A 14,523-nucleotide genomic window follows, 5' to 3' on the forward strand; every position below is an offset into this window, starting at 1 on the left:
TGCATTCGTAAAGTCCAGGATGTGCGACGGTGGTCCCTGTCCGACGGTCGATTGACAAAGGACGGTATTCGCGGAGCAAGAGGCATCATCACTACAGGCGCCTGGCGCCGAGTGACCATTGCATTACGACAACGCTTGCAATCGCTAGATCAGCTCTGTTGAGCAAGACGGCACTGTCGACTGACCACCTGATGTGCGGCGTCGATAGCTTCCAGGAACTGTTGCATGCCTGCCTGACGTGCCTCGCCATTGGCGATGAATTGCAAGGCTTCAAGAGCATCCACTTGCAGCAGATGGCCGGACGTGTTTGCCAGGTCTTTGATTTCAGCGTGCTTGCGTTCTAGTTCCTCAAGCACGGCCTTGGGCCAAGGCCGTTCAGGATCAGTCTGATACATGACTCGGAACACAACGCCCGAAAGCTCGGCGAGCGTGCCGAGCACTTCACGATAGACATGTGCGAGTGCATCCGCTGTCACCTCCGGCTTCTTGTCTCGACGCCCGAGATAGTGGAGGCTGGCGGTGGCACCGCGGACGACAACTGAGAGAATGGCTGACACGGCACGCCCCGATTTTTTATTTAATGATCATGATCGGAATATGAGGCAGTCTGGTTAGAAGTTGAGTGCGCCACTTAACGAAACGCCGCAATCAGCGTCAGGCCTGTCGAAAGTTTGGCGTGATTTGCATGACACTCGCGTGCCTTGCGGCTTTTCAGGTGGCGATCAGTGGTGCAACGGCAAATACTGCGTGTGCCTAACAGTCGCGGCCGCTCGAAGTGATCCGATGATTTGTCGATAGATTGCGCGAAGAAGCGGTTGTCCGCATAGAAGCGCATGGGTCAAATGATTTTTGGCAGTAGGCTCTGCTCGGTGATAACGGGCAAGGCGATTCCGCACAAGAGAGTACAGCTAGGATCGGCAACGCGTCGATGCCGCAAGCGGAGCCGGCATCGGACACGCCTACAGGAGCTCTGTAGAGAGGGCAGTGCGGCTTCATCACCCGTGGTCCTTCAGAGACGCATTCCTCATCGTTGAACGAGAAGCGAATGAACAAGACGCCAAACGAATCCGCCATCCGTCAAACCGAATTCTCAAACAGCATCAGAAAATCATTTATATCTGTGCTTTTCATCAAGAGCGGATTCAACGTCTCCGGATTGTGTTCCCACCAACGTGAGTCGAGTAATCGGGCTATCACGTCTGGCTCGAAGCGATAACGCAGAACGCGCTGCGGATTACCGACGACTATCGCGTAAGCAGGAACATCTTTGCTGATCGTGGCGCCCGCCCCGATGATCGCTCCGGTGTGGATCGTAACGCCTGAAAGGATGGTGGTGTTTGCGCCGACCCAGACATCGTTGCCAATGACGACGTCTCCCTTCCATCTATTGGAAGCGTTTATTTGATGCAGCGTCGTGTTCGTAGACAACGAAAGCTTCGGATGCTCGCCGCCTAGCACGAATGTTGCTCCCTGAGCAATTGAGCAGTAATGCCCAACCTCAAATGCACACGGAGCCCCCCAGTAATAAACGGTTGGTCGGTTTATATGACTGTGGTTACCGACCGCGACTTTGATTTCCTGAACTGGGAAAAAGAACCGTCCGTCAGTCACTTCCGGTGGCGGTAACGGAACCTCGACTGCCGGTTGCGGAGCCTTTCTCGAAAAAAATTTAGATAGCGGCTTCATGCTTCATCACCTGTCTCGCGCGCTGGGGCCGTTGTGAAAGTCGTCGTTGTCAAGCCGATTAGCCGGACGGCGCTGTGCACACGAGTCCTTCGTATCCACACTGTTGGCCCGTGCTAGAAGACACTTGAGCTTGGCTCGTGGCGCTACTACGAGCCGCCGTCACGCAGGCAGGCATGATAGCAAGCGGGGCGAAATGACTTTGAATTCGTTGATGTGCGAGACAGAGCCGATCTTCCTCTCGCCATGACGAAGCCCGCGGCAAAGTGTGACGCTTCCTCGCTATTGCGGGCGAAAGTATCTGACGGTCGGTGGCGCAAAAAACGATGCTGCGGAAGCGGCGCGGCGGAAGGTAAAGAGGCGTCTCACGCCTGGCTGGACGCGGACGTGCGCAGGCATCCGACTATGAAACCGCTCATTCCGCTGCTAGTTATCCAATATGAGTTCTTCGAGGTTGATGGCTATCAGCCAGCTCGGGGGAGACTACGAACGCAGCGACTTGCTGATCTTCCGTCGCCCAACACAACGACTAGCCTTAAAGTTCGGAGGCCCGGGCCAGTGCAAGCGTGTCGATGTACTCGCGAATGCTCGCGACTTTGCCATTGCGAACGATGATGGCAAAGATCCAGTGGTCTTCGAAGGTCTTGTTCGTGGCTTTGATTCGGCCCGTCGCGAAGCCGACGACCAGAACCCGGTCACCCTGAGCAACGAATTCGGGCGGGGCGGGGTAGGACGTATCCACCATCTCGGACGCCTTCTGCAACAGGTTCGCCAAGTCCGCGTGTCCACGGTGGGTGCCGGCCAGCGCCCACTCGCCCGGAACGATCCACTCGATGTCTTCTGCGGAAATGGCCAGCAAAGCTTGCTTATCGCCGCTGCCCAGCGCGGCAAAGAAATCCTTCACGACCTGGACGTTCGCTTGTGCGTTCATCGGTATCTCTCCACGTTTGTGACACAAGCCCGCAACAGGAACAGGTCGCGCTCTTACGTCGGACGGCCGCTGCTCCATCGATGTGCCGCGCGTTTTGCAGTCCAACACGCGGCACTTAGGACCCACGCTTTTCGCCGTCGACCAACAAGCCCACTGAAGGGGCACTGCGAGCGACGTTAGCCAGAGCCGCCACAACACATCAAAGTTGCGCCAAGCCGCCGTCGACGGCCACCTCGCTGGCGGTCATGAAGCTGCTGTCCGACGACGCGAGAAAGGCAGCCACCGCTCCGACCTCGGCCGGATCGGCCATGCGCTGAAGCGGAGTCATCGAGGCGAAAATCTTCTGGCCTTCCTCGCCCAGCGCTTCCTTCGCGAGTTCGGTTGCCGTCGCCCCGGGTGACAACACGTTCACACGGATGCCGGTGCCTTTCAGGTCCTCCGCCCACGTTCGCGCGAGGTTGCGCACGGCCGCCTTGCTCGCGCTGTAGGCGCTCATTCCGGGAGCGCCCGTAGTGCCGGCGCTCGATCCGGTCAGGATGATCGAACCGCCATCGCGCATCAGCGGCAACGCCTTCTGGACCGTGAAGATCGAACCCTTCACATTGGTGTCGAAGGCTTCGTCGATGTGCTCGGCGGTGATCTTGCCGAGCGCTAGCTGGCTTCCCGCGCCGGCATTCGCAAAGACGATATCGAGGGTCCCGCGCTCGTCCTTCACCGCAGCATAAAGTCGGTCGAGGTCGGCCTCATCCGAGACCGAGCCCTTTACCGCGCGGGCATTGGGCCCGAGGTCGGCCACGGCATCGTCGAGTGCGTCTTGCCGACGGCCGAAGATGAAGACGAAAGCGCCTTCCTCGATGAAGCGCTTCGCTGCCGCGCGGCCAATGCCCGTGGCGCCACCGGTGATGACAGCCGTCTTTCCGTTAAGTCTGGTCATGTCGTGCATCCTTCTTTCAAGTTGTACGGAAGCAGGAATTGCTTGCTTGAAACAAGTATGCAGTTGGACTAACCTAAGAACAAGTATGCACCTTTTGGTAACCACGAAAATGACCGACTGTTCTCCTACCTGCGGTGGCTGCTACTCTTACGGGCTAGCCGCGACCCTCAGCATCATCGCGGGCAAATGGAAGCCACTGATCTTGTACTTCCTGCTCGACGGCCCGAAGCGCTACGGCGAACTCAAGCGCAATGTCCACGGCGTCAGCGCCAAGGTGCTGATCCAACAATTGAAGGAACTCGAAGCCGATCGCGTCCTCGCGCGGACCGACTATCAGGAGGTGCCACCGCGCGTGGACTACACGCTGACGCCGCTCGGTCGAAGCCTGGCCGACAAGATCGTCCCGCTGTGCACTTGGGGAACCGAGAATATGGCCGAAATGGTGAACATGCTCGCTGAGCGCGACAGGTTGAAATAAAAGACAGCCGACATCCACGTTCAACGCGCTATCAAAACGTGCCCGCGCCGTTTTCGCCACTCAAAGAGCAGGGAAGTAGTGGCCATTGTCGAGGTCCTCGATCAGGCCGGGCTGGGCAGGCTTCCAGCCGAGAGCCTGACGCGTGATGAGATTGGACGCCGGAAGGTCCAGCGTGACCAGGTTTGTCAGGAAGCCAAAATATCCCGGCAGCATCAGCACGTCGATGGGAATGCTCACGGCCGGCAGGCCCAGGCGGCTGCCGATGGCCTCGGCGATCTCGCGCAAAGCGATGCCCTCGCCCTCGATGCCGTGCCAACTTTTGCCAGCCGGACCTTTCTCCAGCGCGAGACGGAACAAGGTGGCGAGGTCGCGGCCATGCACGGCCGGCCACAAGTTTGCGCCGTCTCCCGGATAACCGATGGCGCCCTTGTCCTTTGCGAGCGCAATCAGCAACGGGAGGAAGCCTGCATCGCTTGTGCTGTGCGCGATGGGAGGAATCCGCACGACCGAAGACCGCACGCCCCGCTGCGCGAGTGCGATGACGGCGAGCTCCACAACGTTACGAACTCGCAGCGTTCCTTTGTATGCATCGCCGGCCGGAAGGGCAGGGTCGTCCTCGCTGACGGGCCGGCCGAGGCTTTCCCATCCGGGTGAGCCGATGCTCGCCGACACGACCAGCGGCTTGCCGGTTCCGGCCAGTGCGTCGCCATACGCGAGCATGATCCGGAGTTCCGCGGCGGCCACGGCATCGAGCCCGCCAGAGGGAAGCAGGTCTTGTCTATGCGCGACATGGATGACACCGTCTGACTCCGACGCCGCGGCCTTCAGTTCACTAAGATCGGAGATATCGCCGCGACGCACCTTTGCGCCGAGCGCGGACACCGCCGCCGCTGATTTGTCCGACCTGGCGAGGCCGGTTACCTCGTGGCCGGCGGCGATGAGCTCGGGAATGATGTATGAACCGATATGGCCGGTCCCGCCCGTGACGAAAACGTGCATGTTATTGCTCCCTCCAGAAGATGTGATGCGAGATGTCGTGGCACCGATGCAATCAGCCGAGCAGGCTGACGCCGATTGAGAAGTTGGCGTGCTTGACGGAGTGAGTGAGGAGTCCCAGCGACAGCAGGCTGACGTGCTCCAGCGTCTTCGCCATGAGCAGCGGCCCGGTATCCATCGGGCGCAGTCCGAGGCTCGCGACGAATCCCGAGACGCGTGCTTTCGCCTGTGCGTCGTCCCCGGCGATGAATACGTCCAATAGGCGGCCCTCTACTGGACCGGCAGCCAGGACGTGAGAAAACAGGGTGTTGAACGCCTTGACGATTTTCGCGTCGGTAGGCGCGAACCTGTCCGCATTTTTGTGTGCGAGGCGGTTAGCGGAGTCACCCGCGTGCGTTGGTAAAACGCTCTCCAAACAGGATGGCAAACTGGTTCATCGCGGACGACCAGTCGAACGCCGCGCGTACTGACTTTGCCAGCACGTTGCGCAATGCCAGCCACAGCAGCTTGATGGCGGCCTCGTCATTGGGGAAGTGGCCGCGTGTCTTGATGATCTTGCGTAGTTGCATGTTCAGACTCTCAATGGCGTTGGTGGTGTAGACGACACGGCGTATGTCCGGCGGAAACACGAAAAACGGTGTGACGTTCTCCCACGCCCGTCGCCACGACTGCACGATAGTCGGATACTTCGCACCCCACGGGCCTTCGGCAAAGGCCTCCAGGGCCTGCTGAGCGGCCTGTTCACTCGCGGCGGCATAGACCGGCCGCAGCGCTGCGGCCACGCTCTTGCGGTCCTTGTAGCTGGCGTACTCCAGACTGTTGCGGATCAGATGCACGATGCAGGTCTGCACGGCCGTGCGCGGGTACGCCGTGCCAATCGCCTCAGCCAGTCCCTTCAGGCCGTCGACCACCGCGATCAGGATGTCCTGGCAGCCCCGGGTCTTCAGTTCGTTGAACACTTTCAGCCAGAACTTCGCCCCTTCGGTCTGTTCGATCCACAGGCCGAGCACATCGCGCTGGCCGTCGGCCTGAATGCCCAGCGCCAGATACACCGCCTTGTTGCTCACCACGCCGTCGCCACGGATCTTCACACGCAACGCGTCGAAGAACACCACCGGGTACATCGGCTCAAGCGGACGGCTTTGCCAGGCGAGCGCTTCAGCCATGACTTCGTCGGTGACCGAGCTGATGAAATCGGGCGAAACCTCGGTGCCATAGGCTTCGGCCAGAAACGCCTGGATCTCGCGCACACTCATGCCGCGCGCGTACATGGCGATGATGCGCTCGTCGAAACCGGTAAAACGGCGCTCGTGTTTCGGAATCAGGATGGGTTCAAAACTGCCGTCACGATCACGCGGCAGATCGACCCTGAGCGGGCCATAATCGGTGATGAGCGTCTTGCCGCTGGCGCCGTTACGTTCGTTGTCCTGGCCGTCGGGTTTCGGCTGCCCCGCCAGGTAGCCCAGATGCATCTTCATCTCGGCGCCCATCGCGCGCTCGATGAGTGCCTTGTTGAACGCCAGCATCAGGTCCTGGACCTCGGTGGGCGTCATCGGGCCTTTGACCAGGTCATCCAGCAGACCTTCCGGAAGGGCGGGCAGCGGCCCTCGGGCCGCTGCCTGAGAAGCGACGGTGCGTTTCTTCTTCATCGGCATATCCATAACTTTTACCTCACCTCTCATAATATGCCTCGCCCACAGAATTACGGATAGGTCCGTAGGCGCGGCCTTGGCGATCTCCCGCGCGCCGAAGCTGTCGCCCGGAGTCACGAAGCTCACGTGATCGGAGGCGATGGGATTGGTGATGTCCACGAGAACCTTGCCTGCAAGCTCGTTCCCGTATTGCTTCACCACGTCGAGAACGGCTGGGTAGGGAAGCGCCAGGATGACCATGTCCCCGGCCGGGGCGACGCCGAACGTTCCTGTCGTCGCGTTGGCTCCAAATTTTTCGGCAAGCGCCCGCGCCTTGGCAGCGTCGCGACTCATTACCTCGACTATGTGACCCGCATTGGCGGCAAGGCCGCCGATCGCTGCGGCCATGCCGCCTGTGCCAATGATGCTGATCGTGCTCATGCAGTCTCCTGGTGAGTTGGGTGGTGCTCGTAACCACTAGCAACCATCCTATTCACATAACTTGCAAAAAACAAGTAAACGAGGAAATTTACTTGCTTCATGCAAGCGATGTTAATATTCGGCCATGAAGACGACATCCAAAGAAGACCTTCGATCCCATTGCGCGGTGAACTACGGCGTGGAGATCTTTGGCGACCGGTGGTCGCTCTTGATCATTCGCGACATCGTCTTTGTTGGCAAGAAGACGTATGGCGAGTTTCTGAGATCGGAAGAGGGAATCGCGACCAATGTCCTTGCGTCCCGCCTTGCGTTTCTTGAGGAACAAGGAATTCTCTCGAGGGCGCCCAGCCCCGACGATGGGCGCCGTGACTTCTACACGCTGACCGAGAAGGGCTTGGACCTCATCCCTGTCGTGCTGAACATCGTCCTATGGAGCGCGAAGTACGATTCAAAGTCGTACGTTCGGCGAAGTAAGGCTTTCATTGCCCGATTAAGACAAAGCCCCCTGCTGGTGAGCGAAGAGGTGAAGACGCTGGTTCGGAATGGCGGATGTATGTTTCCGGAGAGCAAGGAATAGACAGGATGGCAAGAAAGCCGTGCTACGTCGATAAACGATGCGCGCATGGCTAGCCGAGAGGTGCGGCGAATAGCGGCCCGATGTCGAGAACGGTTCTGGAGACCGTGACTGAGGCTCAGCGGCCTGAGCGGGCGAAAAGTCGCGCCGGCTTCAGCTCCATTTCGTACGCGATCTAAGACATTACGGCGAGCGCGATAACGGATGCAGAGAAAGCGCGACCACTACATCGACGTCCTTCAGTCCGCCGTAGCACACGCCACGCGCGCGCAGGACGGAGATGAAGATTCAGCCGCGCAGGAGTTTCATCTTGACTGTACGCAATGCGCTTCGGCGGCGTTCTTTTTGGAAGCCGTCAGAATCGCTACTTCCGCCATGGACATACAAATGAGAAAGCCCGCGTAATCAAAAGATTACGCGGGCTTAATTTGGTCGGGGCGAGAGGATTTGAACCTCCGACCACCTGCACCCCATGCAGGTACGCTACCAGGCTGCGCTACGCCCCGAAAGAGCGAAAGTATATCAGAGCGAAACGAATAGTAGAACTGCTTCGACGAAATTCGTGTTCGGACTCGTCGAATCTACTCGAAAATGCTCACAGCCTGAGTTCAGACTGCGTGTAAGGGGAAGTCTTGATCGAAACAGGCGCGTCATTGTTACGAAGCGTCGGCACGCGCCGCTTGCGCGCAAGCGCTGCGCGCTGACGCTTGCGAAAGCGCTGTGCCAACAACGCCGACACGACACAAGGAATCAGGTAACTCAGCACGCGTTCGCTCCACTTGCTCCGCGTCGCGATGCTTTCATACTGCGTGTGATCATGAAAACTCGCGGACGCAAAGACCATCGTCAGTACGAAGTCGAGAGCCATTGCCAGAAAGCAGAAGATAAAGAACACGAGTGCGCCATTCCACAGCAGCTTGCCGTGACTTGCGTTGATCGTGCGGCAGACGAACATCACCGCGCACAGAAGCAAGAGGTTGAACAACAAGGGGAGCCAGGGAAAGAAGTCCATGTGCGCTATGCCAATGATGATGCGTGAAAGAGCCAGCCTCCCCAGCGGCGATCGTCACAATCTGTGATAACCAGATCGTGGTAGGCCAAATCGGGAATTGGGCGCGATATTCACACACGGCAAGCAGCGCTTGAATACGAGTATTCTTAATCTACGACTAATCCGAATTCTGTCGTGATTCGGTCACTTCCTTGGTTTTTGATCGCTCAGCGAGTCCGACAAGAAATCGATGAAGGTTCTGACCTTCGTCGTCATGTACTTGCGGCTCGTGTACACCGCATATACCGACGGCGCGAACGCTTCGTAGCCCGGCAGCACGCGCAGCAAGTTGCCCGCGCCCAGTTCGGGATCGACGATCCACGCCGGCAGATACGCCAGGCCCATCCCGGCGCGCACGAGTTGGAGCGCCATCGACGTATCGTTGGTCTTCAGCACCGGCTGATTCCTGACCGTGAACGCGCCGTCCGCGCCCGTCAGCGTAACCGTCTCGATATTGGTGTAAGTCGGCAGCACGACGCGATGCCGCGCCATGTCGTTGGGATGCCGCACCGGCCCATGCCGTTCGATATACGCAGGCGATGCCGCCAGCACGAACGGCATCCGGCACAACGGCCGTACGATGAGCGAGGGCGACGGCTCGGACGTCGCGCGCAAGGCCATGTCGTAGCCTTCCTCGACCAGATCGACGAAGCGGTTCTCAAGGCGCAGATCGACGAGCACATCCGGATAACGCGCCTGATAAGCCACCAACAAATCCGCGAACTTACGATTGGCGAACCAGCCCGGCGCGGTCACCTTGAGCACGCCATGCGGCTGCGCCGTCTGCGTGCCGACCGCGGCTTCTGCCGCGCGCAGGATGTCGAGCGCCTCGCTGCACTGTTCGTAATAAACGTTGCCGGCTTCGGTCAGGCTGAGATGCCGCGTCGTTCGATTCAGCAACCGCACGTTCAAATGGCGTTCGAGGTTGGCGACGTGTTTGCTCGTCATCGCGGTCGAGATGTCTAGCCGTTCGGCCGCCTTCACGAAACTTTCAGCTTCGACGACCTCGCGGAATACGCGAAGACTGGTGAGCGCATCCATCGATCATTTCCTTCGAGGAAACAAAACGCCAATGTTAGCCGGATTTATCCGCGGATGAGGGCAACTCGGACGCAAGCCGGAGCGGGCGTTAGACATCGCCGCACGTCGAGGAAAAGCTGCCCGTCACTTCGGCCATTCGTCGAGTGCGTCGTTGAAGAGCGAGGCGACGACGCCACGCAGCCAACTCGTGCGTGGATCGTTATGAAACTTGCGATGCCAATGCTGCCGCAGATCGAACCTCGGCAGCGCGAGCGGCGGCTCGGCGAGCGTGATCGACGCGTGTTCGGCCACATACGCGAAGCCGATCGCATGCGGCACCGTCGCGATGAGATCCGTACGCGACAAAATGAACGGCAAGCTCATGAAGTGCGGCGTTTCCAGCACGGCGCGGCGCCGCACGCGTTCCTTGTCGAGATGATTTTCGAGGATCTCCTGACTGCGTCCCTCGGCGCGCACGACCGCGTGGCCGCATGCGCAGAAGCGTTCGAGCGTGAGAGGCTCGCGCGCGAAGGGATGATCGCGCCGCATGAGACAGATGAACCGGTGCGAAAAGAGCCGCTGCTGGAAGAAGTTGTTGCCGCGCAGATCGGGAAAATAGCCGACCGCCAGATCGATCGAGCCGGCTTCGAGTCCGCGCTCGACATCGCCGTGTGAAGCCGACACAGACCGCAGATTCGCTTGCGGCGCCTCGGTTGCGAACGCCTGCAACAAGCGCGGCAGAAACACGATCTCGCCGACATCCGACAGCGCTATCGAGAACGTGTCGGTGCTCGACGAGGGATCGAAGTGCTGCGTATCGAGCAAACCGCGTTCGATCCGCCCGAGCGCCTCGCGCGCCGCCGGCACGAGCGCCAGGGCGCGCGGCGTCGGCTCCATGCCGCGCGAGGTCCGCACGAACAGCGGGTCGTTGAAATATTCGCGCAACCGTCCGAGCGCCGTCGACACGCGCGGCTGACTCACGCCGAGTCGCTCGGCGGCGCGGCTCACGTTGCGCGTCTCCTCTATCGCGACGAGGAACGGGATCAGATTCAGGTCGAGGTCGGTCATGCGGCCGTCGTTATCGTCCGGCGAAATAGTGCGTCATGCGGCATTCGCCTCGCGGATAGTAGAGTGTCTCGCGGATCATCCACGCCGCGCAACCATGTCCGACACGCGCAGCGCCGCTTCCTGCAGCGGCGTCAGGAACGACTTCACCATTTGCTTCGCGCTCTTGCGCTGCGCGTTGCCGGAGAGGTTCAGCGCGGCGATCACGCGGCCTTGCCGGTCGCGAATGGGCGCCGATAGCGAGATCAATCCTTCTTCCAGTTCTTGATCGACGATAGCCCAGCCCTGGCGCCGCACGAGCGCGATCGATTCCCTGAGCGCAGTCTTGTCGACGATGGTGTGCGGCGTGCGCGCGACGAGTTCGCTGGCATCGAGTGCTTCGTCGAGTTGCGCGTCGTCGAGCGCGGCGAAAAGCACGCGGCCCATCGACGTGCAGAACGCGGGCAGACGGCTGCCGATCGACAGATTTTGCGTGATGATCTTGTGGGTCGGCACGCGCAGCACGTAGACGATCTCCGCGCCGTTCAACACCGCCGCCGAGCAGCTTTCGTGAACTTGCGCGACGAGTTCTTCCATGACCGGCTCGGCGAGATTCCAGAACGGCATCGACGTGAGATAGGCGAAGCCCAGGTCGAGTATCTTCGGTGTGAGCTGGAAGAGGCGGCCATCGGCTTCGACATAACCGAGCGCCTGCAACGTAAGGAGAATGCGCCGCGCGCCCGCGCGCGTTAAGCCGGTCGCGGCGGCGACATCGGTGAGCGTCTGCGCCGGGCGGTTCGCGTCGAACGAGCGGATGACCGAAAGCCCGCGCGCGAACGATTGCACGTAGGCGTCGCCGGGACGCGCGGGGTTATCGGATGAATCCGCGTCGGCATTCGTTGGAGTGGACATTGAAAGCGTGAAGACCCGTACAAACCCGCACTTCGCGCATGTTTCGTTGACACGACAAAGAACCGGGGACTAACATGCCGATGTTCGCTTAACGAATCCATGTTCGCATATCGAACATTTCGAAGCAAGCTTGTCGGCGCACAGGTAAACCCCGAGATGCGTTTGCTTCAAGCAGCCGCTGACACGCAAGTCGGTTCGACACAGGAGAAAGTACGGCAATGATCAACAAGATTTTCGACTCGCTCGCGTCGGCGGTGGCGGATGTGCAAGACGGCGCGACCATCATGATCGGCGGTTTCGGCACGGCGGGCATGCCCTCGGAACTGATCGACGCGCTCATCGAACAGGGCGCGCGCAATCTCACCATCGTCAACAACAACGCGGGCAATGGCGACACGGGTCTCGCCGCCTTGCTGAAGGCGAAGCGCGTCAGCAAGATCATCTGTTCGTTTCCGCGTCAGACCGACTCGCACGTCTTCGACGCGCTCTACCGCGCGGGCGAAATCGAACTCGAACTCGTGCCGCAGGGTAATCTCGCGGAGCGCATTCGAGCGGCGGGCGCGGGCATCGGCGGATTCTTCACGCCGACCGGCTACGGCACGAAGCTCGCCGAAGGCAAGGAAACTCGCGTGATCGACGGCAAGCATTACGTGCTCGAAGCGCCGCTACACGCCGACTTCGCGCTCGTGAAGGCCTATAAGGGCGACCGCTGGGGCAATCTGGTCTATCGTAAGACGGCGCGCAACTTCGGGCCGATCATGGCGAGCGCCGCGAAGACCGCCATCGTGCAGGTGTCGAAGGTCGTGCCGCTCGGCGAGCTTGACCCCGAAAACATCGTGACGCCGGGCATCTTCGTGCAACGTGTCGTCGAAGTGCCGCAGGCGGTGCATGCCGCCGAACTCGAAGCTGAACTTGCATCCTGAAGGATCGAAGCCATGAAGAAACTTTCCCGTGACGAAATGGCCCGCCGCGTGGCCGCGGACATTCCCGAAGGCGCGTATGTGAACCTCGGTATCGGCGTGCCGACGCTCGTCGCCAATCATCTCGCGGCGGATCGCGAAATCTTCCTCCATAGCGAAAACGGCCTGCTCGGCATGGGTCCCGCGCCCGCGAAGGGCGAAGAGGACGACGAACTCATCAACGCCGGTAAGCAGCACGTCACGCTCTTGACGGGCGGCGCGTTCTTCCATCACGCCGATTCCTTCGCGATGATGCGCGGCGGCCATCTCGACTTCTGCGTGCTCGGCGCGTTCCAGGTCTCGGCGACGGGCGACCTCGCCAACTGGCACACCGGCGCACCCGATGCGATTCCCGCCGTCGGCGGCGCAATGGACCTGGCCATCGGCGCCAAGCAGGTGTACGTGATGATGGAACTGCTCACGAAGCAAGGCGAGAGCAAGCTCGTGGCCGAGTGTTCTTATCCGGTGACGGGCGTACAGTGCGTGGATCGCGTATATACGGACCTCGCCGTGTTCGACGTGACGCCGGAAGGCTTCGTCGTGCGCGAGATGGTGGAAGGTCTGTCGTTCGACGAACTGCAAAAGCTGGCCCAGGTGCCGCTGCAATACGTGCCGCTGTCCGAGGCTGCATAAACGCTTCGCCTGAGAGATAACTGGAGTTGACCGATGAAAGAAGCTTTCGTATGTGATGCCATCCGCACGCCGATCGGCCGTTACGGCGGTTCGCTGTCTTCCGTGCGTGCCGACGACCTGGGCGCCGTGCCGCTGCGCGCGCTCGTCGAACGCAACAAGGAAGTGGACTGGGAAGCCGTCGAGGAAGTGATCTACGGCTGCGCGAATCAGGCGGGCGAAGACAATCGCAACGTCGCGCGCATGTCGGCGTTGCTTGCCGGCTTGCCCGTGGGCACGCCCGGTTCGACGGTCAACCGCCTGTGCGGTTCGGGCATGGATGCGGTCGGCATCGCGGCGCGCGCCATCAAGTCGGGCGAGGCGAGCCTTTTGATCGCGGGCGGCGTCGAGAGCATGAGCCGCGCGCCGTTCGTGATGGGCAAGGCGACGAGCGCGTTCTCGCGTCAGGCCGAGATTCACGACACGACCATCGGCTGGCGCTTCGTCAATCCGCTGATGAAGAAGCTCTATGGCGTCGACTCGATGCCCGAAACCGCCGAGAACGTCGCCGACGACTACAAGGTGAGCCGCGCCGATCAGGACGCGTTCGCGCTGCGCAGTCAGCAGAGGGCATCGCGCGCGCAGAAGGACGGCACGCTTGCGCAGGAAATCGCGCCGGTCAGCATCGCGCAGAAGAAGGGCGACGCGCTCGTCGTGTCGCAGGACGAGCATCCGCGTGAGACGAGTCTCGAAACGCTCGCGAAGCTGAAGGGCGTGGTGCGTCCGGACGGCTCGGTGACGGCGGGCAACGCGTCGGGCGTGAACGATGGCGCCGTCGCCATGCTGATCGCCGACGAAGAAAGCGCGAAGCGTCATGGCCTCACGCCGCGCGCGCGCATTCTCGGCATCGCGACCGCGGGTGTCGAACCGCGCGTGATGGGTATTGGACCGGCGCCCGCATCGCAGAAGCTGTTGGCGCGCCTTGGCATGACGATCGACCAGTTCGATGTGATCGAGCTGAACGAAGCCTTCGCCTCGCAAGGGCTCGCCGTGCTGCGCATGCTCGGCATTGCCGACGACGATCCTCGCGTCAACCCGAACGGCGGTGCGATCGCGCTCGGACATCCGCTCGGCGCGTCCGGCGCGCGGCTCGTGACGGCCGCGAGCTATCAGTTGCAGCGCACGGGCGGGCGCTTCGCGCTCTGCACCATGTGCATCGGCGTGGGCCAGGGCATTGCGATGGTCATCGAGCGTGTCTAA

15 protein-coding genes, 1 tRNA gene and 2 pseudogenes are annotated in these 14,523 nt (G+C 60.7%); 5 read left to right on the top strand and 13 right to left on the bottom strand.

The annotated features are described in order from the left end of the window. Positions 1-149 precede the first annotated feature (149 nt). The 4 genes from LDZ28_RS05580 to LDZ28_RS05595 form a co-directional block, all read right to left on the bottom strand. Positions 150-557 carry a hypothetical protein gene (locus tag LDZ28_RS05580; RefSeq protein ID WP_244827705.1) on the bottom strand — a complete coding sequence of 136 codons (408 nt, stop codon included), beginning with the start codon at positions 555-557 and terminating at the stop codon, positions 150-152. Positions 558-1,077: 520 nt separating this feature from the next. Beyond that, the gene (locus LDZ28_RS05585) at positions 1,078-1,686 is read right to left on the bottom strand and encodes a CatB-related O-acetyltransferase (protein WP_244827706.1); all 609 of its coding nucleotides are present in this window, start codon (positions 1,684-1,686) and stop codon (positions 1,078-1,080) included. 532 nt (positions 1,687-2,218) lie between these two features. Further along, positions 2,219-2,614: a nuclear transport factor 2 family protein gene (locus LDZ28_RS05590; protein ID WP_244827707.1), complete on the bottom strand. Its 396-nt coding sequence runs from the start codon at positions 2,612-2,614 to the stop codon at positions 2,219-2,221. Positions 2,615-2,813: 199 nt separating this feature from the next. Next, positions 2,814-3,548 (bottom strand): SDR family NAD(P)-dependent oxidoreductase, encoded by a 735-nt coding sequence (locus LDZ28_RS05595; RefSeq protein WP_244827708.1) that lies wholly within the window; start codon positions 3,546-3,548, stop codon positions 2,814-2,816. A 109-nt stretch (positions 3,549-3,657) separates the two neighbouring features. Here LDZ28_RS05595 and LDZ28_RS05600 point away from each other — a divergent pair, with 109 nt between their 5' ends. Beyond that, positions 3,658-4,026 (top strand): helix-turn-helix domain-containing protein, encoded by a 369-nt coding sequence (locus tag LDZ28_RS05600; protein WP_244827709.1) that lies wholly within the window; start codon positions 3,658-3,660, stop codon positions 4,024-4,026. Positions 4,027-4,086: 60 nt separating this feature from the next. Here the strand turns inward: LDZ28_RS05600 and LDZ28_RS05605 are convergent, their stop codons facing one another. From LDZ28_RS05605 to LDZ28_RS05620, 4 genes and pseudogenes are all read right to left on the bottom strand, one after another. Continuing rightward, entirely contained in the window at positions 4,087-5,025 is a 939-nt protein-coding gene (locus LDZ28_RS05605) for an SDR family oxidoreductase (RefSeq protein WP_244827710.1), read from the bottom strand. A gap of 52 nt (positions 5,026-5,077) precedes the next feature. Then, positions 5,078-5,365, bottom strand: a pseudogene (locus LDZ28_RS05610) (NADP oxidoreductase); the annotation flags it as partial. A 40-nt stretch (positions 5,366-5,405) separates the two neighbouring features. Beyond that, entirely contained in the window at positions 5,406-6,677 is a 1,272-nt protein-coding gene (locus LDZ28_RS05615; RefSeq protein WP_370652123.1) for an IS256 family transposase, read from the bottom strand. Positions 6,678-6,875: 198 nt separating this feature from the next. Next, positions 6,876-7,094, bottom strand: a pseudogene (locus LDZ28_RS05620) (NAD(P)-binding domain-containing protein); the annotation flags it as partial. A 124-nt stretch (positions 7,095-7,218) separates the two neighbouring features. On the opposite strand from LDZ28_RS05620, the gene LDZ28_RS05625 reads away from it, so the two are divergent. After that, positions 7,219-7,671, top strand: coding sequence for a helix-turn-helix domain-containing protein (locus tag LDZ28_RS05625; protein ID WP_244827711.1), 453 nt, complete (start codon positions 7,219-7,221; stop codon positions 7,669-7,671). A 426-nt stretch (positions 7,672-8,097) separates the two neighbouring features. Here LDZ28_RS05625 and LDZ28_RS05630 read toward each other — a convergent pair. The 5 genes from LDZ28_RS05630 to LDZ28_RS05650 form a co-directional block, all read right to left on the bottom strand. Beyond that, positions 8,098-8,174: transfer RNA gene (locus LDZ28_RS05630), tRNA-Pro, on the bottom strand. 89 nt (positions 8,175-8,263) lie between these two features. Beyond that, positions 8,264-8,680, bottom strand: coding sequence for a hypothetical protein (locus tag LDZ28_RS05635; protein ID WP_244827712.1), 417 nt, complete (start codon positions 8,678-8,680; stop codon positions 8,264-8,266). 183 nt (positions 8,681-8,863) lie between these two features. Then, positions 8,864-9,760 (bottom strand): LysR family transcriptional regulator, encoded by an 897-nt coding sequence (locus tag LDZ28_RS05640; protein ID WP_244827713.1) that lies wholly within the window; start codon positions 9,758-9,760, stop codon positions 8,864-8,866. 123 nt (positions 9,761-9,883) lie between these two features. After that, complete coding sequence (locus tag LDZ28_RS05645) at positions 9,884-10,807, bottom strand: LysR family transcriptional regulator (protein WP_244827714.1); 924 nt, start codon at positions 10,805-10,807, stop codon at positions 9,884-9,886. A gap of 75 nt (positions 10,808-10,882) precedes the next feature. Continuing rightward, a complete protein-coding gene (locus LDZ28_RS05650; RefSeq protein ID WP_244827715.1) occupies positions 10,883-11,695 on the bottom strand; it encodes an IclR family transcriptional regulator in 813 nt (270 codons plus the stop codon). Positions 11,696-11,913: 218 nt separating this feature from the next. On the opposite strand from LDZ28_RS05650, the gene LDZ28_RS05655 reads away from it, so the two are divergent. The 3 genes from LDZ28_RS05655 to pcaF are packed head-to-tail and all read left to right on the top strand — an operon-like array spanning position 11,914 to position 14,523. Beyond that, positions 11,914-12,618, top strand: a complete 705-nt coding sequence (locus LDZ28_RS05655; protein ID WP_244827716.1) for a 3-oxoacid CoA-transferase subunit A — start codon at positions 11,914-11,916, stop codon at positions 12,616-12,618. Positions 12,619-12,630: 12 nt separating this feature from the next. Continuing rightward, positions 12,631-13,287, top strand: coding sequence for a 3-oxoacid CoA-transferase subunit B (locus LDZ28_RS05660; protein ID WP_244827717.1), 657 nt, complete (start codon positions 12,631-12,633; stop codon positions 13,285-13,287). 33 nt (positions 13,288-13,320) lie between these two features. Further along, positions 13,321-14,523, top strand: coding sequence for a 3-oxoadipyl-CoA thiolase (gene pcaF / locus LDZ28_RS05665; RefSeq protein ID WP_244827718.1), 1,203 nt, complete (start codon positions 13,321-13,323; stop codon positions 14,521-14,523).

This window comes from Caballeronia sp. TF1N1 (genome assembly GCF_022878925.1).
Taxonomy (GTDB): domain Bacteria; phylum Pseudomonadota; class Gammaproteobacteria; order Burkholderiales; family Burkholderiaceae; genus Caballeronia.